This window comes from Bdellovibrio sp. HCB288, assembly GCF_047305935.1.
Taxonomy (GTDB): Bacteria; Bdellovibrionota; Bdellovibrionia; order Bdellovibrionales; family Bdellovibrionaceae; genus Bdellovibrio.
The window spans coordinates 3,546,590-3,567,457 of record NZ_CP178619.1 but is presented as its reverse complement, the minus strand read 5'-3'; the positions used below and the strand labels follow the sequence as shown (position 1 = coordinate 3,567,457).

15 protein-coding genes are annotated in these 20,868 nt (G+C 46.9%); 10 read left to right on the top strand and 5 right to left on the bottom strand.

What is annotated here, in order from left to right:
- The first annotated feature begins 113 nt into the window (after positions 1 to 113).
- The 3 genes from ACLVWR_RS17455 to cysS all read left to right on the top strand — a co-directional run bounded on the left by ACLVWR_RS17455 (position 114) and on the right by cysS (position 3,700).
- Entirely contained in the window at positions 114 to 608 is a 495-nt protein-coding gene (locus ACLVWR_RS17455) for a CarD family transcriptional regulator (protein WP_340597025.1), read from the top strand.
- 78 nt (positions 609 to 686) lie between these two features.
- Positions 687 to 2,174 (top strand): glutamate--tRNA ligase, encoded by a 1,488-nt coding sequence (gltX, locus tag ACLVWR_RS17450; protein ID WP_413581869.1) that lies wholly within the window; start codon positions 687 to 689, stop codon positions 2,172 to 2,174.
- A 74-nt stretch (positions 2,175 to 2,248) separates the two neighbouring features.
- A complete protein-coding gene (gene cysS / locus ACLVWR_RS17445) occupies positions 2,249 to 3,700 on the top strand; it encodes a cysteine--tRNA ligase (protein ID WP_413581868.1) in 1,452 nt (483 codons plus the stop codon).
- Positions 3,701 to 3,888: 188 nt separating this feature from the next.
- On the opposite strand, the gene ACLVWR_RS17440 is transcribed toward cysS, so the two are convergent.
- Positions 3,889 to 5,700 carry an ArnT family glycosyltransferase gene (locus ACLVWR_RS17440; protein ID WP_413581867.1) on the bottom strand — a complete coding sequence of 604 codons (1,812 nt, stop codon included), beginning with the start codon at positions 5,698 to 5,700 and terminating at the stop codon, positions 3,889 to 3,891.
- A gap of 442 nt (positions 5,701 to 6,142) precedes the next feature.
- Here ACLVWR_RS17440 and ACLVWR_RS17435 point away from each other — a divergent pair, with 442 nt between their 5' ends.
- Entirely contained in the window at positions 6,143 to 6,925 is a 783-nt protein-coding gene (locus ACLVWR_RS17435; RefSeq protein ID WP_413581866.1) for a DUF4423 domain-containing protein, read from the top strand.
- A 9-nt stretch (positions 6,926 to 6,934) separates the two neighbouring features.
- On the top strand, positions 6,935 to 7,630 hold the full coding sequence (locus tag ACLVWR_RS17430; protein WP_413581865.1) for a hypothetical protein: 696 nt from the start codon (positions 6,935 to 6,937) through the stop codon (positions 7,628 to 7,630).
- A 50-nt stretch (positions 7,631 to 7,680) separates the two neighbouring features.
- Here ACLVWR_RS17430 and ACLVWR_RS17425 read toward each other — a convergent pair whose 3' ends face one another.
- Both ACLVWR_RS17425 and ACLVWR_RS17420 read right to left on the bottom strand, forming a co-directional pair.
- The gene (locus ACLVWR_RS17425; RefSeq protein ID WP_413581864.1) at positions 7,681 to 8,946 is read right to left on the bottom strand and encodes an RICIN domain-containing protein; all 1,266 of its coding nucleotides are present in this window, start codon (positions 8,944 to 8,946) and stop codon (positions 7,681 to 7,683) included.
- Positions 8,947 to 9,320: 374 nt separating this feature from the next.
- Positions 9,321 to 11,621 (bottom strand): penicillin acylase family protein, encoded by a 2,301-nt coding sequence (locus tag ACLVWR_RS17420; RefSeq protein WP_413581863.1) that lies wholly within the window; start codon positions 11,619 to 11,621, stop codon positions 9,321 to 9,323.
- A 117-nt stretch (positions 11,622 to 11,738) separates the two neighbouring features.
- On the opposite strand from ACLVWR_RS17420, the gene uvrB reads away from it, so the two are divergent.
- Genes uvrB through murJ form a run of 3 tightly spaced genes read left to right on the top strand, consistent with a single transcriptional unit; the run spans position 11,739 to position 17,288 of the window.
- Entirely contained in the window at positions 11,739 to 13,817 is a 2,079-nt protein-coding gene (gene uvrB, locus ACLVWR_RS17415; protein WP_413581862.1) for an excinuclease ABC subunit UvrB, read from the top strand.
- Positions 13,804 to 15,693 carry an excinuclease ABC subunit UvrC gene (uvrC, locus tag ACLVWR_RS17410; RefSeq protein WP_413574846.1) on the top strand — a complete coding sequence of 630 codons (1,890 nt, stop codon included), beginning with the start codon at positions 13,804 to 13,806 and terminating at the stop codon, positions 15,691 to 15,693. The genes uvrB and uvrC overlap by 14 nt, the downstream gene beginning before the upstream one ends.
- Positions 15,694 to 15,716: 23 nt before the next feature.
- Positions 15,717 to 17,288 (top strand): murein biosynthesis integral membrane protein MurJ, encoded by a 1,572-nt coding sequence (murJ, locus tag ACLVWR_RS17405; RefSeq protein WP_413581861.1) that lies wholly within the window; start codon positions 15,717 to 15,719, stop codon positions 17,286 to 17,288.
- Here the strand turns inward: murJ and ACLVWR_RS17400 are convergent.
- Complete coding sequence (locus ACLVWR_RS17400; RefSeq protein WP_413581860.1) at positions 17,285 to 17,704, bottom strand: hypothetical protein; 420 nt, start codon at positions 17,702 to 17,704, stop codon at positions 17,285 to 17,287. The genes murJ and ACLVWR_RS17400 overlap by 4 nt on opposite strands.
- 75 nt (positions 17,705 to 17,779) lie before the next feature.
- Here ACLVWR_RS17400 and ACLVWR_RS17395 point away from each other — a divergent pair, with 75 nt between their 5' ends.
- Both ACLVWR_RS17395 and ACLVWR_RS17390 read left to right on the top strand, forming a co-directional pair.
- The gene (locus ACLVWR_RS17395; RefSeq protein ID WP_413574843.1) at positions 17,780 to 18,994 is read left to right on the top strand and encodes an MFS transporter; all 1,215 of its coding nucleotides are present in this window, start codon (positions 17,780 to 17,782) and stop codon (positions 18,992 to 18,994) included.
- Positions 18,995 to 19,271: 277 nt separating this feature from the next.
- Entirely contained in the window at positions 19,272 to 20,222 is a 951-nt protein-coding gene (locus ACLVWR_RS17390; RefSeq protein ID WP_413581859.1) for an HNH endonuclease, read from the top strand.
- 68 nt (positions 20,223 to 20,290) lie between these two features.
- Here ACLVWR_RS17390 and ACLVWR_RS17385 read toward each other — a convergent pair whose 3' ends face one another.
- Positions 20,291 to 20,791, bottom strand: coding sequence for a hypothetical protein (locus tag ACLVWR_RS17385; RefSeq protein WP_413581858.1), 501 nt, complete (start codon positions 20,789 to 20,791; stop codon positions 20,291 to 20,293).
- Positions 20,792 to 20,868: the final 77 nt, after the last annotated feature.

The window sequence follows — 20,868 nt, the reverse complement described above, 5'->3', positions numbered from 1 at the left end:
TTTCGTTTAAAATCCTTGGAAAACTTTTCCAATGCGCCGCTCAGATTTGATAACTCGTGTCAAATTTGATAGAACTACCACGGTTATAAGTGGCTATAAGTGGAGGTTTCCTGATGCTCACGTTCAATATCGGCGATAATGCAGTTTATCCTGGCTACGGCGTAGTTAAAGTGGTCGCGATCGAGACGAAAGAGATGCTTGGAACTAAAATCTCGTTCTACAACATGCAGTTGGTAGATACGGGTCTTAAAATCATGATCCCAACTACAAATGTTAAATCAGCGGGTCTTCGTCCCATCATCTCCAAGGATGAAGCTGCTCGTGTTGTAGGCATTTTGAAGGAAAAAGACGTTAAAATCGACAATCAAACATGGAATCGCCGTTACCGCGAATACATGGAAAAGATCAAAACTGGTTCAGTGTTCGAAATCGCTGAAGTTTTGCGCGATTTGTTCCTTTTGAAAGCGGATAAAGAGCTTTCTTTCGGTGAGCGCAAGATGCTTGATGCTGCACGTTCTTTGCTTTTGAAAGAGCTTACATTGGCGACATCTGAAGCTGAGCTTTTCAATGAAGAAGAAGTGAAAGCGATCTTCGGTATCACTGGTTAATTCTGGACGATTCTAAAAATTCATATTAGGTTTAAGGCTCGGAATTTCCGGGCCTTTTTTCATTTTTGGAGCCGATTCATGTCCTCACAGATTTCCAATCCTGTTCGCGTTCGTTTTGCACCTTCTCCAACGGGTTACCTGCACGTTGGTGGTGCGAGAACGGCCTTGTACAATTATCTATTCGCCAAGAAAAACGGCGGTGAATTCATTCTGCGTATTGAAGACACGGACGAGGCTCGTTCCACTCAGGAATCTTTGCGTGGCGTGGTCGACGATTTGGTTTGGTTGAATCTTTTGTGGGCAGAGGGCGTAGACCCGGTGACTTTGAAAGATCAGGGTCCCAACGGTCCTTACAAACAAAGCGAGCGCATGCACATCTACAAGCAAATTGCAGAGCAACTTCTGGCTGAGGGCAAAGCTTATTACTGCTTCCTGACGGATGCGGAAATCGAAACTCAACGTGAAGCGCAGATGAAAGCAGGCGGGCAGCCGCATATTCAGTCTCCTTATGCGGATTGGACATTGGATCAAGCCAAAGCCAAAATGGCTGAAGGTGGAGCTGCTCCGGTGGTTCGCTTTAAAACCAAACATCTAAAAAAAGATTATATCTTTAACGACATCGTTCGCGGTGAAGTGAAGTTCCCATCTGACATGGTTGGCGACTTCGTTCTTCTGCGTGGTGGTGGTATGCCGGTTTATAATTTCTGCTGCGTGGTGGATGATCATTTGATGAAAATGTCCCATGTCTTCCGTGCGGAAGAGCATCTGCCAAACACTCTTCGTCAGTTGATGATTTACGAAGCGATGGGTTGGAAGGCACCTCAATTTGGCCATATGGCTTTGATTCTGGATGAAGATCGTCAAAAGCTTTCCAAGCGTAAAGGCGCGGTGGCTTGTGGTCAGTTGAAAGACGAAGGCTATTTGGCATCTGCAGTTTTGAACTTCATCGCACTTTTAGGTTGGTCACATCCGGAAGGCAAAGAAATCATGTCGGTTGATGATATGGTTTCGGCGTTTGATATTTCTCGTTTGAATCAATCAGGCGCGATCTTTGACCGCGTGAAATTCAAATGGATGAATGCGCAGCACTTGCGTGCTCTGCCAAATGCAGAGTTGTGGAAAGCGATTCAGCCGTTCCTGGCTCGCGAGAAAATGGAACTTCCATCTGACCCTGTTTGGCAGGACAAGTCTTTGAATCTGTTTAAGCCGTATATGGAAGTTTTGGCCGATGCGATCACTCTGTATCGTCCGTTGAACGACAACTCGTATGTGATTCAGCCAGACGCTGAAGAAGTGATGAAACTTGAAACGACGAAAGCCGTGCTGACTGCATGGAAAGAACTGGTTCAAGCCCACGGCACTGAATACATGAGCGAAGAAGAGTTCCTGAAAATTCAGGACGAAGTAAAAAACAAAACGGGTGCTAAAGGTAAAAATCTGTTCCAACCAATTCGCGTGGCGGTCATCGGTCAACCGCACGGGGCAGAACTAAAAATCCTGGTGCCACTAATGAAAAAGCAATCCCTGGTAGCCCGTGCTGAAAAAGCCCTGGCAACTTTAGCTTAAACCCTAAAGGTACGGCCTTACCTTCAGAGGTACGGCCTTACCTGATGAAGTAAGTCCGTACCTTTGAGGAAATTATGTCATTGAAGATTTATAATTCACAATCAAGACAAGCCGAAGAGTTTGTTCCTTATGATCCGAAGCACGTAAAGATGTACGTGTGTGGACCGACGGTTTACAACTTTCTGCACGTGGGTAACTTCCGTGGACCGGTAGTGTTTAATATGGTTCGTAATTGGTTGGAGTACTTGGGTTACAAAGTAACCTATGCTCTGAACTTTACGGACGTGGATGACAAAATCATCAACAAAGCCAATGAGCTGGGTATGCAGCCTGGTGAAGTTTCTGAAAAGTATATCGCTGAATACAAAAAAGATTTTGCGAGCCTGGGTCTTCGTGCCCATGACATGAATCCCAAGGTGACAGAACACATGGAAGACATTCTTTCCATGGTGGGCACACTGATCGACAAAAAAGTGGCCTACGAAGCGCAAGGTGATGTGCTTTACTCTATCGAAACCTTCAAAGACTATGGCAAACTTTCGGGTCGTCATACAGATGAACTTCTGGCGGGTGCCCGTGTGGAAGTAGACGAGAAAAAACGATCACCGATGGACTTCGCACTTTGGAAGGCTGCAAAATCAGGAGAAATCTCCTGGCCGTCTCCGTGGGGGCCGGGGCGTCCTGGTTGGCACATTGAGTGCTCGGCGATGATCAAGAATATCTTCGGTGATCAGATCGACATTCATGGTGGCGGTATGGATTTGATCTTCCCGCACCACGAAAATGAGATCGCGCAATCTGAAGGCTGCACGGGCAAGCACTTCGTAAAATACTGGATGCACAATAATATGCTGAACTTTGGTGGTCAGAAGATGTCAAAATCTTTGGGCAACATCGTTTCCCTGCGTGATTTCGTGGCGATGTACAACGCTGAGATCTACAAGTGGATGATTCAATCTGTGCACTATCGCACGATGAGTGAATTCGGTGATGCAGCGGTGGAACGTGCTATTTCGGGATTGGCTCGCGTGTATTCGTCAATGGCCATGGCAGAAAGCTATCTGACGCCCGAAGTGACAGCAGTGGATACGGGCTTTGTGAAAATCACCGACGAAGCTTGGAAAAAAGTAGAGTCGGCGATGAATGATGACTTTGGAACGCCTGAAGTATTTGCGGCGATGTTCGAAGTGGTTCGCCAGTTCAACAGCCAAGTTCGTCGCGGTATGAAGGCAAACCCTGCGATTCAAGGCAAAGCCTTGGCGTTCAGTCAGTTTATCAAAAAAATGGGTTCGATGCTGGCGATGTTCCAAGAGCCGGCTCATGATTTCCTGATTAAGCTGGATGACATGCTTTTGGATAAAGCGGGTATCAAACGTGCTGATGTGGATGCGGTTGTAGCTGAGCGCGGACAAGCGCGCGCGAATAAAGACTTTGCCAAGTCCGATGAAATTCGTAACAAGCTTGTGGCGATGAACATTTCTGTGAGCGATACGCCAGAAGGTTCTTTCTGGGAAGTCACTAAGTAGAAAGTCGAGCATACACATTTCACATAAACGCGCGCAGCCACATTTGTGCGGAAATCACGGCGTTGTTAAACATTACATAACTCAATGCAGAACCGATGTCGGTTCTGCAGAGCAGCGCCAACAGTAGGCGCAGTAGGTGGAAGCAGCAGGTGGAGGCGGTGGAGCGAGCACCTTCGAGAGCCAGGTTGCTAGGAGTTTTTTCTTTCGATCACTGTCGGAGTTGCTGATAGTATTCTCAAAATCACCTTTATACGTTCGACGATGAAGACGATGCCGAGGCTGCTCCACATCAGAATGACTCCGTCAAAAGGAGCGCGGAAGCGGCTTTCGGATTTGAAAATGTAAACGGTGAAAAAGATCGTCAGCATAAGTAAGGCGCTGACCTCGACGTAGTTGTTGCGACGGCGGGCATAGGCCAGTCCGCCCAGCAATGCCAAAGGCAACAATCCCCATTCAAATACTGGTGCCCAGATGTCGTACATGAATCCAACCTTGGATCCCGAGATGGGCCAGGTGCTGTTGCCGTAAAATAGATAATTAATAAAACGCAGACTCTCGATCATCACCCAAGGATTGGCGCGAACGCATTCGGCACCGGCCTTCCAGAAGTAGGCTTGATCTGTGAAGGGACGATCCCATTTTTTGAAAGCGGTTTCATTTAAAGTGACGAACAGAGGAGACATCCAGGAAGAACCCGAGGAGTCCGCGTTGTTCTTCCAAGGGCATTTTCCCTCGACGAAATTCAAAGCCCCTGCTGTCGGTCCCCATTGTAGTTGGTTGTAAGCGATTTTGGTAAACGTCAGATGAGGAGTCATGACCAGAAGACAACCCAGTGCCATCATCGAAACTTTTAAAACGGCATTTTTAAATTGCGCACGTTCGCGATACAAGAGCCACAAGCTGAATGCTGGAATGAAGAATGCATGGTTGCCTTTGAAATAGAATGACACCATCAGAAGAATTCCCACGATGAAGTAGTCCCGCAAGCGATTGGATTCCAGGGATTTCATAATCCACCACAGAGTTGCCATAATCAAAAAACTGTAAGGGGACTCGGCCATGTAGCGTGCCGTGAATCCGATTTGCGGGACATCCAAAGCAACAAATAGCAATGTCAGGAAGGCCGCGGCCTTACCAAAATTTTTCAACACCAATAGATAAGCCAGCAACGCTGTTCCCATGGAAACAAAGATGCTGACCCATTTGTGCAATTCCCAATCTCCAGCAAGTCTTAACAGAAGGCCATAGACCGTGTATCCAATGGGTTGGAAGGTTTGGCCCGCATCGAAGGATCCGCGAAGCATTTGAATCCCGCGATGGAAGTAGGCTGCCATGTCCGAGAATAAAAACATTTCAGGTGGCATGGCGATTTGCGTGGTCCAAAAGCGCAGAAGAAATGCCACGACGAATACACTGATCACCGGGATCTTCCAACGATCGCCATCAACGGGAAGCTTTGCCCATAACATTCCGGCCAAGGCCAGACAAAGGATAACCATACCGATGATCAATTGAGGCGCACTCCAGTCTTTATCCAAATAGAAACCAAAGCTTCCACCAAAGGAGTCTCCGGTTAAATTCCAGGTTGTGGTTTTGCCCAGAACATTCGTGCTTGAATAAAGTGGAAGACCGCGCTCGTTATTGCACCGGATATCGGGTGAGGTTGGGAGTTTCCAATTAACACTGTCAGTGGAGAGGCTGTTGATGCAGCTTAATGTTCGAAGGCGAAGGTGTTTTAGGTTTAAAAAATTGGGCAGGTAAGAAGCGCTTGTTGTGAATTTTATCCAGAAGAGTCCGTCTTCGTCTGGATTGTAGTCTTTCATAATTAGCGAGGTCGGAGCGTTGTACTCGGTTTCCAGATTGGGACGTACAACTTCAATGTTTTCCATTTTCGGTGTCAGCAATTGAAACCAGTTGAGGCATAGAATTCCAATAAATAGACTGAACCAAAACAGGCGCGTTCTCGCAATTTCCATGTCCTTGCATTTATTCAATGTCATGAATGGCTGCAAGTTACTAACCAGTCATATTCGAATGGGTTCATCATGTTGGAGGCAGTCCTCAGGATCGGCCCCTGTCGGGACGGAGAGTGCAACATAATGACTTATTATCGGGGCTTTTCTAAGCAAGGCGCCTATGCAGCGGCACGCACCTTTTTCGTGGAGAAGGGATTGTTATATCCGTCCTAACAATCAACAGTGGCACCTATTAAAGAGAAAACCGTCGACGAAGACCGAGTTTATAAAATGGAAGGTCTGCACGGACCATGGATTCCAGATCGCATCGATTACCTCCACGATTATCGTTACCCATTTTTGTGCCTAAGAGTCGAGGAAACATCCTCCCACTAAACTGTGTTTCAAATTCCATGACTAAAAAAGGAACACGCAAGCGTGTGCCTATTACGTTTGACCTTTTCCTAAACAGTAGTACAACTAGCCCATGTCAAAAGGCAAAAGTACTGCGAAATACTCTGAGGTCGCAGAGTTTCTAACAACGATCTTTAATGCCCGTCGTGAAAAAAACGCGAAGTATTCACTACGAGCCTTTTCCCGGGATCTAAAAACTTCACCTGGTCGGGTGTCGTCGATTCTTTCTGGTCATGACCTTCCTGGTAAAATTTTGAGAAAGCGAATCATCACTACTTTGAGGCTGTCGGCAGAAATGGCGGAACGCCTTGAGTTTCTGATTGGCAAATGTCTACACGAGCGCAAAGACGAACGCGCTCCTCATCAGCTTTCGGAAGAGAAATACACTTTCCTGCCTCATTGGCATCACTTCGCTATCTTGAATCTGATGGAAACTGTTTCCTTTAAAAATAGCTCGGTATGGATCGCGGAACGTCTGGGCCTGTCGGAATCGGCGGTTGATGAATCATTGAAATGTCTGAAGGAAGTTGGATTGGTTGAGGAACGTGATGGGAAGCTTTGCTCCACCCATAAACATCTAACGTCCACTCATGATGTTCCGTCTTCAGCACTAAGGAATTTTCAGCGTCAGTTTTTGAATAAGTCACTACAGTCTTTGGATTCAGATTCTGTTGAGCTGCGTGATATTACATCGATTATTGTTCCGACAAATCCTCGTCAACTTTATAAGGCCAAACTTCTGGCAAGACAGTTCCGTCGTGATATCAGCCAGCTCCTTGAAGAAGGCGAAAAAACTGAAGTCTACAATGTGTGTGTGCAAATCGTACCGGCAACCCGTATCTCAGGAACTATCTAGGGAATTTTTATGAAGTATATCCTATTTTCGATTGGCATAATGATTTCAACGCTGGTCAGCGCGAGCTCGACAGAATTTGGTAATGGCGGCAATGCCATGGTTTGTCCAAACAGAACCATCGCAATGTATGACGTGTTTGAAGCGGAAGCCCGATACTCCATGAAGCCGGTATTTCCACAGCAACGTGAAGCAAGGGACTGTACGTCGCCAATGAATGGGCAATCTGATTTTTGCCCTACAGCAGGTACAGCCACAGCTAAAACTATAGTCAGCCGTTTAAAAAGTATTGATCCTAAAGTTGAAGGGTTGTTGCAGGCATTTATCGATAGTTTTTGGAAAGAGGCTACTTTGACTTACAACGATATTTTGACAGTCAATGATACAGGCTTGGGATTGATTGCTCGAAATTGCGCACTTAAGCAATTGGCAATTCAGCATGAGCCTTTGTTTGAGGAGGACAGCAGATACTTTATTTCCCGTTTGATGTGGGAGAATATGTGGCCCGAGGATAGAGCGGCGTTGATTGTCCACGAAGTGCTTTACCGGTTGGCTTTGCAGTTAAATCCGGACACGAACTCCTCTGAAAAAATCCGTTATTTTAATGCCTTGTTGCTTTCTGATAAAATCAGCAAACTATCTGCCGAAAAGTACGAGGATGTAAAAAGAAAAGTGTTCCTGCCTATTCGGAAGCCTTACTCCAAATAAAAAGACCTCTGAGATCATCAGAGGTCTTTCACGTTTGAATTTACAATTTTTTACGGAGCCAACGGCGGCGGATTTTTTCTTAGCTCCTCCATGCTAGCACCCAAGAATGTGTTCGGGACTATCAAAGCTGATGTTTTCCAGTTCGGTGTCGCCAGCAGGAACCGGCTATTGCCCATGCCTGGAGCATAAGGCCAGCTGCCATGACCGGCGCCATTTCCTGGCCAGTAGTCTCCACCCACGTCGACCACATATTTCGCCACAGCCCGGTCATCGGGTTTGTTTGGATCTATGACAACCAGTCGGAAATCAACAGCTATGAAAGTAGCTCTGACATCTTGAGGGTTGATGGCAAGATTCTTTCCATAGCCGTGATAGAACTTGGGATAAACCGGGCGCAGTAGATTGCCGGCATTGCCAGACGGCGAGGCGATATCAAATGGATATTGCCAGGTTTCCGTGTACGGAGCGGCAGCGTAGTCCATGCGGACCCATTTGCGAGACGCTTCTGACAGGAAATACATTCGTAATCCTGAAATTTCCACTCGGGTATTCACGGCCTTGTTTCCTTGGGCTTCCTGAAGAACAAACCAGGAGATTGCATCGTACAACCACGTTGGCTTGTTATAAGGAAACCAGCTTGGAATAGCATCACCACGTGGTGCGACCATTGTGACTTTTGGCCCATACTGCCACTCATAAACCGGATTGATTGGAATCGCTTCACTTGCCGTCGTCATATCAGAGAATAATTTATCCAAAGTGATATAGCCAGCAGGTGACGGTGAAGGCGACGGCGATACAGTCGGAGTTGGAGAAGGTGACACAGTCGGAGTCGGGGAAGGTGTTGGCGTCGGTGTTGGAGTTGTCTTTACCGCTTCAAGTTTAAATTTCTGTGCGCAATTGGAAACTCTTCTGGTTTGAACAATCTCTGTGCCACTGTTAGCACTTTGACTGGCTAAGCTGACATACTTTCGGCTGTTGATGTTTTGCATAAGATAAAGTCCATCAGAACTCCGCGTGATATTGAAGATCTGGCTATTGGCTCCGCTAAAGTTTACTTGCACAATTTTTTCGCCCTCAGCAGACGAGCTGCCGTATACGGCTAAAACTTTGGAACTGACCTTGGCAGAAAGGACAAAGCCTTTTCTGTTGGATCCAAAAGTAAAAATCTGCGCGTTGCCGGCATTGTCTTTTGGAGCCAGAATAACAGGAGCATTTCGCGACGTACTGCCGTTAGCAATGGCAAGTACGTTGGTACCCGAGCCGCAGGAAGTGATGATTCGATAATCTGTTCCTGCAACCTGGGATAAACCCACGCTCGGAAAAAAAATCAAAAGACTTATGGAAAGAGTTCTCGATCTGTTAAGCCAACGCCGTGCTGATGTAAACCATTTCGAATGCGACAAGTGTCCCCCCTTAAAAGTCCGTCCAAGGATTGGTGCTCGGATTAATATTAGAAGACGTCGGATTTTTTGGAAATCGACTTAAAGAGTCTTGCTGTTGTGAAAGCAGACTCAACTTGATTTAAAAGACCAGAGAGATGTCAGAACCAACTACTCCCGTTTGAAGTAACATTTCAAAGTCAATTTCTGGAACAGAAAGTTCTGGTTGTACCATTTTGGATCAGAGTTCCCTAAGTGTTTCCGAATTCATGCTCGCAGGCGGTTAGTTCGATTCTTTCCTCGTCCCCTTATTCCAAAATCAATTCGTGGGATTTATCCTTTTCGATTTCGGCTGGGTCCATGAGTTGTGGGCGGTGTTTTCCCATTACAAATAATTCAATTTGATCTGCATAAAAGGGCGAGAGCATGTGGCCGGAAATCCCAATCGGGTTAACGCCCCAGCTGTGCTTTACGTTTGCGAAATCAATCACTCGGCGAGTAGAGGCTCCGGCGGTGACTTTGAAGTCGCCACCCAAGGCGCGGGCCTTGTTGTTGGTGATTTCATTGTAAGCGCCGCCAATAGGGAATGGACCCAAATTGAAAATGGCACTTAAAGGTTTTTCGCGTCCTAGAGGGTGAATGTACTCAATCGTATGAAGCTTGCCCCACATCGGTGGCTCGGACCATTTCGCAAAAGTGTTGCGCAGGCCTTGTGTGAAGACCTGTTCCGGCTTGACCAGCTCCCACCATGGGGAGATTGGGTTTTGAGTCACACGTTCAAAAAACATCCAGGAGTGGGGCGTGCCAAGATAAGCTTCGCGCTGGTCTTCCAAGGGAGCCAGCATAAGCAGCAGACTCTCATTCACCCAAGTGTAGTAAAGACTGGCTTCCTGTGAGTTGGCGTCAGAATGCAGGTTCCAGTTTTTTAGTCTTTCAATCCAAGGAGCAAACCTGTTTTGTTCCTCCGCAGTCAACTTTAGAAAGCCCGACATTTTTTCGATCAAAGTTCTATTGGCCAGATTCAGGTTTTTCACCTGCAATGCGCGCATTTCCTCGCTGGTCCATTTTTCCTTTTGGGCCAGTTCAGTGAGCAGGGTGTTTTGACGGTCGGCGCTTTGCCAGTCGCCGCGAATTTCTGAATCGATATTTGCCGGGCGTGTGTTGGCAGTGACGATCACTCCGGATGCTGGATTCACGGTATGCGGTTTTTCCTCCCAGGAAAGCACGCGCTTGAATTCGTCATTGAGGCTGGTACCATCCAAAATCAATTCTGAGTTGGGATTTCCTTTCACGGCGACTTCGCCGAACATCCACCACGCAATGTTTTCGGCATCTGCGTACATGACATTCAAACCGGGAGCTGTTCCGGGTTTGAGCGCATTTTCAAACGTCTTCATGTCCTTGGCTTCGCCCATGATATAAAGAGCCTGCAAAGGGTCGTTGTTCACGTTGTGAAAAGCCCACTTCAAAGAAATATCTGAATCAATCACATGATTCATCAGCGGACCGTGAGGAGTTTCGATGATCTCAACTGTCAGTGCTTCCTGCTTTTTGACTTTAATGACTTCAGTGCGAGTTGCATATTCTTGCGGCTTGTGATTATAAATCAAAGTCTTGTTCGTGCGATCTATGCTTTCACGGTAAAGATCCATGTCATCGGTTTGCGACATGGTGAATCCCCAGGCGTGCTGAGGTGTGTGTCCTAAAATCGCAAATGGCACCAGTGGCAGGTAGTGGCCGTAAATTTCAAAATCCGGCGTATGAATATGGGCCTCGAACCAAACCGATGGATGAGAGAAGGCGATATGTGGATCGTTGGCGAAAATACTTTTGCCGCCGGCTGAACGTTGCGGGGCCAAGAGCCACGCATTACTGCTGTCAAAAAGAGTGGCGAAGGAGGCGTTGTCGGCGACTTCCCAAAGGGGACTCAAGTCGATATCGCCGGCAAGTCGTAACGGAGTTTTTAGTTGATCGTTGCGAAGCTCCTGAAACTGTTTATGCGGAAGTTTTTTCGCGAGTGCCGTCATCATGGGATCTGTTTTAAGTGCAATACCAAAGCTATAGGCGATTTGTCCGGTCATAACGTAAGCGTCAATCGGCGTGAACGGACGGATCGTGCGAATTTCCAGAATCGCAAGGTCATAAGGGATCGGGCGGGTTGAGGCATATTGATTGGCCCCATCGCAGAAGGCTTCCATCAGCTTCCACATTTCCGGATCCAGGGTGCCGTCTTTGCGTTTTTTCTCGATCACGCTGGCAGCAGTTTGTTTAAGTCCAAGGCTGCGATATAGCAGGTCGGATTTTAGCGTTTTTTCGCCAACAACTTCAGAAAGTTCACCCTGGGTTTGTCTGCGTCCCATTTCCATTTGAAATAGACGCTCGCTGGCCATCACATATCCCAATGCTTTAAAGGCATCAGTTTTGTTCTTAGCGAAAATATGAGGGATGCCAAAGGAGTCGCGCTGAACTTTTACCGGAGCTGAGAGATTTTCAAGATCGATTTTTCCATCTAGGGGTGCCAATGACTGACGCATATAAATGTAAGTGCCAGATAGAATTAAAAGCAGAACCAGAACCAGGTAACGCAGGGATTTTTTCAGCAGTTTCATAGGCTCCCACTGTCACAAAGACCAGAAGCTGAGGCAAGTCACAAGATGTCACTATGCAATGCGATTTCATGCAAGCGGACTAGGAAATCGTACACGGCTTGTGCTACGATCAGAGGGATGGCCAAAACCTATAAAAAGAACTTTCAATTGGTGTCTGAGTTTAAACCTTCTGGGGATCAGCCAAAAGCGATCGAGCAGATGGTTCAAAACATTGGCGCGGGACTAAAACATCAAACTCTGCTGGGTGTGACCGGTTCGGGTAAGACCTTCAGTATGGCGCACACGATTGCTCAGATCAATCAACCGGCATTGGTGCTAGCGCCAAATAAAACCCTGGCGGCGCAGTTGTATTCCGAGTTCAAGGAACTTTTTCCGAACAATGCCGTAGAGTATTTCGTCAGTTATTACGACTACTATCAGCCGGAAGCTTATATTCCGTCGACGGATACTTATATCGAGAAGGACTCGGCCATCAATGAACAGATTGATCGCATGCGCCACTCCGCCACGCGTTCCTTGTTTGATCGTCGTGACGTGATCATCGTCAGTTCCGTTTCCTGTATTTACGGTTTGGGATCGCCAGAGGCCTACGAAGGCATGATGATTCAGATTGTTTCGAATACAGAGATGAAGCGGGATCATCTTTTACGTGAACTAATACGTGTACAATATCAACGCAACAACGTGGATTTTTCGCGCGGGACCGTGCGCGTGCGCGGGGATAATGTTGAAATCTTTCCTCCTTACGAGGAAGACCGTGCCGTGCGTGTGGAGTTTTTCGGGGACTTCGTCGAGCGTCTGTCATGGATTGATCCATTGACGGGGCAAGTTCTGGAAGAGATCGATCAAATCGGGATCTATCCCGGAAGCCACTATGCCACGGGTGATGACAATTTAAAGCGCGCGATTAAAACTATTCAGGATGAGTTGCGCGATCATTTGCAGCTTCTAAATAAGAATCTGAAATTTCTGGAAGCACAACGTCTGGAGCAACGTACTTACTACGACATCGAAATGATGGAGCAGATGGGATTCTGTCAGGGGATCGAAAACTATTCGCGCCATTTGACGGGACGTGGACCGGGTGAGCCGCCTCCGACGTTACTTGAGTACTTCCCCAAAGACTTTATCACTTTCATCGACGAGTCCCACGTCACCGTCCCACAAATCGGGGGGATGTATCGTGGGGACCGCGCGCGTAAGTCGACTCTCGTTGAGCACGGCTTCCGTATGCCATCAGCCCTGGATAACCGTCCTCTGAATTTTCAGGAATTTGAAAAAATGATGGATAAGGTTGTTTATGTGTCAGCGACTCCGGGCAACTACGAGTTTGAAAAATCAGAAGGCATCATTGTCGAGCAGATCATTCGTCCTACGGGGTTGATTGATCCGGTCGTTGAAGTGCGCCCGGTAAAACACCAGGTGGATGATTTACTAAAGGAAATCCGTGAGCGCATTAAGCTTAAAGAGCGCGTCCTGATTACGACGCTGACCAAGCGTTCTGCTGAAGATTTAACCGAATACTATGAAAATCTGGGTATCAAAATCAAGTACCTGCATAGTGATATCGACACGATCGAAAGATCCGAGATTTTGCGTGACCTGCGTCTGGGCGTGTTTGATGTGTTGGTGGGAATCAACTTGCTGCGAGAAGGCTTGGACATTCCTGAAGTCAGTCTTGTGGGCATTACGGACGCCGACAAAGAGGGCTTCCTGCGTTCTGAAAGATCCTTGATCCAAACGATTGGTCGTGCGGCCCGTAATCTTAACGGTCGCGTGATCTTGTATGGTGATACGATCACTGAAAGTATGCGCAAAGCCATCGGCGAAACGGAACGTCGTCGTCGTATTCAGCAGGAACACAACGAAGCCAATGGGATTACGCCGCAAAGTATTCGCAAGAAAATCCGTGACGGCCTGGGTGAAGCCTTCGATGGTTCAGTCGGTGGAGCTCCGCTGAAAGGGGAGAATCGTCAACAGGCGATCATGAACAAGTTTGCTCATGAGCCTGATAAACTGACGCAAGAAATTGATAAACTGCGTGCGAAAATGCGTGAGCTATCCAAGAAGTTGGACTTCGAAGAAGCTGCGAAAGTGCGCGACGAAATCAAGCGTCTGCAAATTCTGGAATTGAATTTGCGCAGTGGCGAGGTGGAGTCCGAAAGTGCTGAGGTGAATAAGAATGGCCTCAAGTAAATTCGACGAAATCCGCGAACGGGTGCGCGAATTCCCTACGCAAAGTGGGGTGTACCTGATGAAGGGACCCGGCGATAAGATCATTTATGTCGGCAAAGCGAAAAGTCTGCGCAATCGAGTGCGCAGCTATTTTACTGACAGCAAGGATCACTCGCCGAAAACGCGCCTACTGGTTTCCAACATTCTGGAAGTCGAATACATTCTAACTAAAACCGAGGTCGAAGCCTTTCTGCTGGAAGCCTCGCTGATTAAAAAACATCGTCCCAAGTACAATATTCGCCTGCGTGATGATAAGGCTTATCCATATATCCGCTTTAGCTGGTCCGAAGAATTTCCGCGCTTGTACTTGGCCCGCAAAGTAAAAAAGGACGGATCGCTTTATTTTGGTCCATATACGTCGGGCTTGGCGGTACAGGGGACCATTCGTTTTTTGAATCGCACTTTTAAAATCCGTGACTGTAACGACGCGATGTTTGCGACTCGCAAACGTCCTTGCATGACCTATCAAATCGGTCGTTGCACGGCACCTTGTGTGGATTACATCACTCAAGAGGATTATAAAAGTGAGGTTGAAGGAGCGAAGCTTTTCCTGAAAGGCCAGAACAAGAAGGTCATCAAATCCCTAAAAGAAAAAATGATGGGAGCTGCCGACGAAGAAAAGTTCGAAGTGGCAGCGCGCTTGCGGGACTCGATTGAAGCCATCAAGGCTATTCTGGAAAAACAGTCCGTCATCAACGACACCTCTGAAAAAGATCAAGATGCGGTTGGTTACTTTGGCGACGAGCGCGGTTGTTTGATTGAAACCGTCCACGTTCGTGCCGGTCGGGTTATTGGTACGCGTCCTCACTTCCTGCCGCATTTCGATCCGAATGATGCCGTTGAAGATCCACGCGAATGGATGGTGGATTTCCTGAATCAATATTACGAAGACAACTTTATTCCAGATGATGTCTTATTGCCGCTGGATATCGGTAGCGACCTGAATAAGTTGATGGAAGCCGTGTTGCAAGAGCGATCTGGAACCAAGTCTTCCGTGCGTTTTGCGACGGACGAGCGGGGCCGTAACCTGGTGGATATGGCCAATGAAAATGCCAAGGCGCACTTCCTGAAGTATGTTTCCAAATCCGAAGAAAAACTTCGCGGGCTTCAAGAGATCAAAGAAAAATTCAATCTTTCAGAACTGCCTCGTCGTATCGAGTGTTATGACATTTCGACCTTTCAAGGGGCAGAAACCGTGGCATCACAGGTTGTTTTCGAGGAAGGTGTTCCAGCCAAGGATCACTACCGTCGTTATAAGATCAGAACAGTTCAAGGGATCAACGATTTCGCCTCGATGTATGAGGTTTTAAGTCGCCGCTTTAAACACACGGAATACGAAGATCCGCAGTTGATTGTCATTGACGGTGGTAAAGGGCAGCTTTCCCAGGCGATGCGGATTTTATCTGAAATTGGTCGCGAGGACATCCCGGTGGTGGGTTTGGCGAAAGCCCGTACCGAAAGTGATTTTCAAAAGCAGGAAGTGGAGTCCACGGACGAAAGATTCTTCCTGCCGGGACGTCAAAATCCAGTGATTTTCAAAACCAACTCCGAAGCGCAGCATATTTTGGTGGGAATCCGTGATGAGGCCCATCGTTTTGCCATCACTTATCACCGTAAACTGCGTGAAGGGACCTCTTTAGAGAGCGAACTTGATTACGTTGTGGGTCTTGGCGAAAAAAGAAAGAAAACTCTTTTGACTCAGTTTAACTCTATTGATGAAATCAGAATGGCTGACCCTAGTGAAATTGCGAAACTTAAGAGTTTCAACCGCGTCCTTGCGGAACGAATCATTTTGCAATTGAACGAGTCGGAAGAAGAAGAAGTCGAAGCCGAGTAATTTCGTTATCGAATAGAGAGTGCATGAAGAATCACGCCATCTTAGTGGGAATCGGTATTTTTTTAAGCCGTATCGCAGGTCTGGTCCGCGAACGTGTGTTTGCCCATTATTTTGGTAATTCTGCGGCGGGTGATGCCTTTAAAGCCGCACTTAAAATTCCTAATTTTCTGCAGAATCTTTTTGGTGAAGGTGTTCTTTCTGCCAGCTTTATTCCCGTATACGCGCAACTATTGGCAAAAAAGCATGATGAAGAGGCGGCGAAGGTAGCTTCAGTTATCGGTAGCCTCATGTTCCTGATGACTTCGTTTTTGGTGATCGCGGGTGTTTTTGCAACACCGATGTTGATTGATTTGATTGCCCCGGGGTTTGAAGGGGAAAAACGTCAGTTGACGATTCACATCGTACAGATTCTTTTCCCAGGGACAGGCTTTTTGGTGATGTCCGCGTGGTGTTTGGGGATTTTGAATTCCCATAAAAAGTTTTTCCTTTCTTACATCGCGCCGGTTATTTGGAATTTGACGATCATTGCCACACTTATTTTGTGGGGCGAAAAGCAGGCGCAGTTTGATCTGGCAATAACTGTGGCTTGGGGTTTGGTTGTGGGAAGCTTCCTGCAATTTTTCGTGCAATTGCCGTCGGCATTGCGTTTAGGAAAAAAGATCTGGCCGTCGGTGGATATGAAAATCTCCAGTGTCACGACTGTGATGCGAAACTTCGTGCCGGTCGTAGTGTCCCGCGGAGTGGTGCAGGTCAGTGCTTATATTGACAGCATGCTGGCCAGCTTGCTTCCGACGGGTGCAGTTTCTTCATTGGCTTATGCGCAGACACTTTACCTTTTGCCTGTTAGTTTATTCGGGATGAGTGTCTCTGCAGCTGAACTTCCTTCAATGTCCCAAGCCGTCGGTACGGACGAAGAAATTCGTAATTATTTACAGGGCCGTCTGAACCGTGGCTTGCAACAGATCGCCTTCTTTGTGATCCCCAGTGTGGTGGCCTTCTTATTGTTGGGTGATTTGATCGTCGGCGCCGTTTTTCAAACTGGTGAATTCGATGCGCATAACACTCAAACAGTATGGATGGTTTTGATTGGTTCCACTGTGGGTTTGTTGGCATCAACATTGGGGCGTCTGTATTCTTCGACGTTTTACTCTTTAAAAGACACGCGTACGCCGCTTAAGTTTGCGATCCTTCGGGTGATTGCGACTACGGGCTTGGGTGTGTTGTTCGCATTCTATTTGCCAAAATGGTTTGGTCTGACGGAAGAGTGGGGAACGCCGGGATTGACTGCTTCGGCAGGGATCGCGGGTTGGATTGAGTTTTATTTCTTACGCAGATCCTTGAACGATAAAATCGGTGCGACAGGATTGCCTTTGCGTTTTCAATTCAAAGTTTGGGCGATTGCGCTGGTGTCAGCAGCGGTGGCTGCAGTCGTTGGACGTTTCGTTCTGCCTCAGGATTGGCATGTGATCTTGCGTGCACTGGGTGCGGTGGCAGTTTATGGCCTGCTGTATTTTGGAATGGGTTACTTCTTCCAAGTCGAGCAGGCCCAGGGGTTCATTCAAAAGGTATTACGTCGTTTGAAGCTGGTTCGTTAGTAGTAGACGCCCCAACCATATAAGTTCAAATATACGGTTCCCGAGCTGAGTTGATAAGTCAGCTGGCCGTTGTGATAGCCTTGATACATAGGGCGAAATCCCACCTGGGTGTAACAGGCTTCCCCGGGGCGAAGTTTGCCATAGCAGTTGGTATTGTAAGTGAAGGCTCCACCCCACAGCATGACGTTATGAACCCGGACATCACAGTTTGCATTGTTGATCAGGCGGAAGGTGGCATACCGTGTGTAGTAGGTCGGGGTGTTTGGAAAGGTGTAGCTGTAGTATTGGGCCTGGGCACTGACATCCTCGACGGATATTTCAGCCGCGACTGTGGGTTTTTCGACACTCGCATAAGTAGAAACGGGTGCTGCGAGGAACGCAAAGGCACTTACGGTTAAAAGCCAAAATGCTTTCATAGGGTCCTCCTTATGAATAGTTTTGTTGAAGAAGAAATTGGTCGCAAAGAATTTTCGTAGTATTCTTTTTTCGTCATGAATGAATCATCTCTGTGGTCTCCTTTAAAAATTTCTGTTTATCGTAACTTTTGGATTTGTGCATTTCTGTCAAATCTAGGGACCTGGATTCAGGATGTGGCAGCCAGTTGGGTGATGACACATTTATCAACGTCACCTTTGATTATTTCTCTTTTATCTTTCACCAGTAACTTGCCGGTGGTGTTCCTAAGTATCGCGGCAGGGTATTTTGCGGATCTGGGATTTCGCCGTCGTATTCTTTTGATTTCTGAAAGTATGATGTTCGTCGCGGCAGCGGTCCTGGCGTATCTAGTCTGGTCGGAAAACATCACCGAAGGTTTGTTGTTGTTATTGTCGCTTGTCATGGGGATTGGTTTTGCTCTTAGCAATCCGCCTTTTCAAAGTGTATTAACTGATCTGGTGCCGACGGAAAAGCAATCCCAGGCTGTGTTAGTTTACTATATTGGCATTAACGTCACTCGTGTTCTGGGCCCAACAATCGGTGGGGTGGTGCTGGGTGGAGCCGGTCCCGCAGTGGCCTTTATGTTGAACAGTCTGTCGTTCTTAGGATTGATTTTGTTTTTCTGGAAATGGCCGGTGAAAGACACTCCGGCACCTCAGCTCGAGAAAAAAGAAGTTAAATTCACTCAGGAAGAGTTTCAGTTTTTATTCTCTTTCCACAACATGAAATTGTGGGTGGAAATTTTCATTGTCACTTTCTTCGCGTCTTGTTTGTGGGCTTTGTATCCAACGCGCGGCCGTTTGGAATTGGGCCTGAACAGTTGGCAGTACGGTTCGCTCTTGGGTTTCCTGGGATTAGGCGCGTGCTTTAGTACGATCTACTCCAGCAAAATTATGCTGCCCGAAAAAACAGGGCAGTCCTTGGCGGGGGCGTACTTTGTTTATGGTGTCGGTTTATTCTTTATGGGAGTGGCCCCAAGTTACATTTACATGTGCCAGGGGATGTTCTTTGCCGGTATTGGTTGGTTGATTCTGGCGACTCTGATGAACATGAGTTCGCGCCAGCTCACCGGTAAGTCCCATCTGAAGGCTACAATGCTCGGAGTATTCCTGGCCGTCTTCTATGCCGGCATGTCCCTGGGCGCAGTCAGTTGGGGAGCGCTCGCACGCATGAGCACATCAACAGCTGCGATGGTCGTGGCTTCCGGTGGTATGACGGTCATTGCTCTTTATAAGTTCCTGACCTCCAAGAAAATCAAAGAGCTGATTTAGCTTCACTCTGGCAGCCAAGAAAAGCTGTGTCATGTTTTGAATGTAATAGTGAAAGTATTTGACGTATTTTTCCACTTTCTAGGATTGGTTGTGTACGACGAAAGTTATTTTCTCCGGTCCGGTCGTGTATGAATAAAAACTTCTTTCTAAAATCCGATTAAGCGCAAATCGCAATGAATTTAGAGAGAAATACGCACTTGTAGAGTTTTTAGTGAATCAGCAAAAAAAGCATTTATAAAATTCATGATATATCTTCTTTTGAAATTAGGAGGCACTCATGGATCTAACAAATCTTTCAAATAATGATCTTTTAACCCGTGTTGAAAAACTCGCCCGCACCGAGAGAAAAATCACTCATTTGGTATTGTGGCATTTGATAGAAGTGGAAGGTCGTCGATTGTATTTGGATTTGGGATACACCTCATTGTTTAAGTATTTAACGACGCATTTGAACTATTCAGAAGACTCGGCCTATCGCCGGATTCAAGCTGCTAAGCTTTTAAAGAAAGTGCCGCAGGTGGAGCAATCCTTAGAGGATGGCAGTTTGAATCTTACGCAAATGCAGCAGGTGCAAAAGTGTCTGACTAAAGAGCTTGAAAGTGGAGTGAATGTTTCGCTTGAGCAAACTAAAAGCATTTTGGCACAAATTCAGAATAAATCTAGTTTTGAAACCCAAAAGATTCTGTCTGTCGAGTTTAATCAGCCAATCCAAACGCATGAAACAATCAAACCTCAAAGCGACGACTCTGTGCGCTTGGAGATAACTTTGACTGATGAACAAATGCGGCACCTTCAAAACGCCAAAGATCTATTGTCTCATGTTTTGCCGAATCCAACTTGGGCAGAATTGATTTCATATTTGGCGCAAACTCAGATTCATAAACGGTTGGGAAAGAAGGCCGTTTTGCAGGGGAGTATCGCGATGTTGAATGCTGACACTGCCGAAGGGAATATTGGTGAGTCCGAGGCTAAGGTTGAACAAAGAAACAAAGAAACCATAGCACGGAAGGCAATCAAAATTAGTACGAAAAGAGTTTTGCTTAAAAAGGCTCATCACTGTTGTGAGTTTTTGCATCCGACACTGGGGCGTTGCAATAGTAAGTATCAACTTCAGATTGACCACCGGCTGCCATTGGCTTTGGGTGGCACTAATGATGAGTCAAATTTACGAGTGCTTTGTCGTCTACACAATATGGCAGAGGCGAGACGACTGGGAGTTGCACAGTGAAATATGAACTGTAACGCACCTATTCTTGGTAGGCAGGTCAAGCGGGATAAAAAACCCCAGCTAAGAAACTAAAGACCTAACGTCGCAAACATCAGAGGTAATTCACCGGCGGTCAGTTCACCGCTGGGCCCACGGGTGGATTTACTGACAATACCAAAAGGAATATCGCCCCACCATTTTTCAATGACGACGCCACTTGAATCGGTGGTGCTGATTTTACAGGTTTTATATTTCCCCGGATTGGTTTCCAGCGTTTCGATCACGCCGCCTTGTTTTTCACAGTTTTCCAGAACTTCTTTGTATTTTTCAGGATTGTAGAGGTCGGCCACTTCGATGGTTTCCGTTGCATCTTCCTTGCCCACTTTGGTGTGCTTTTTTACTTTCCATTGTTTGGTGTCGGAATTAAATCCAACCACTTCTTTAGTTATGTGAATCTCGGTCGTGACACCTTGGGTGTCTTTGAAGTTTCCTGACCAAGTCACTTTGTCGCCGACATTGGGATAAGCCATCGCCGCAAAGCCACTCAACATAACAAATGTAAAAGCAAACACACCGGAACGTGCCGTCATAGGGGCCTCCATTTCTAAGAAAATAGGGTGCTTTTCTAGATTAAACAGAGGATTTGCCCTTAGGGATGAAATCTTGG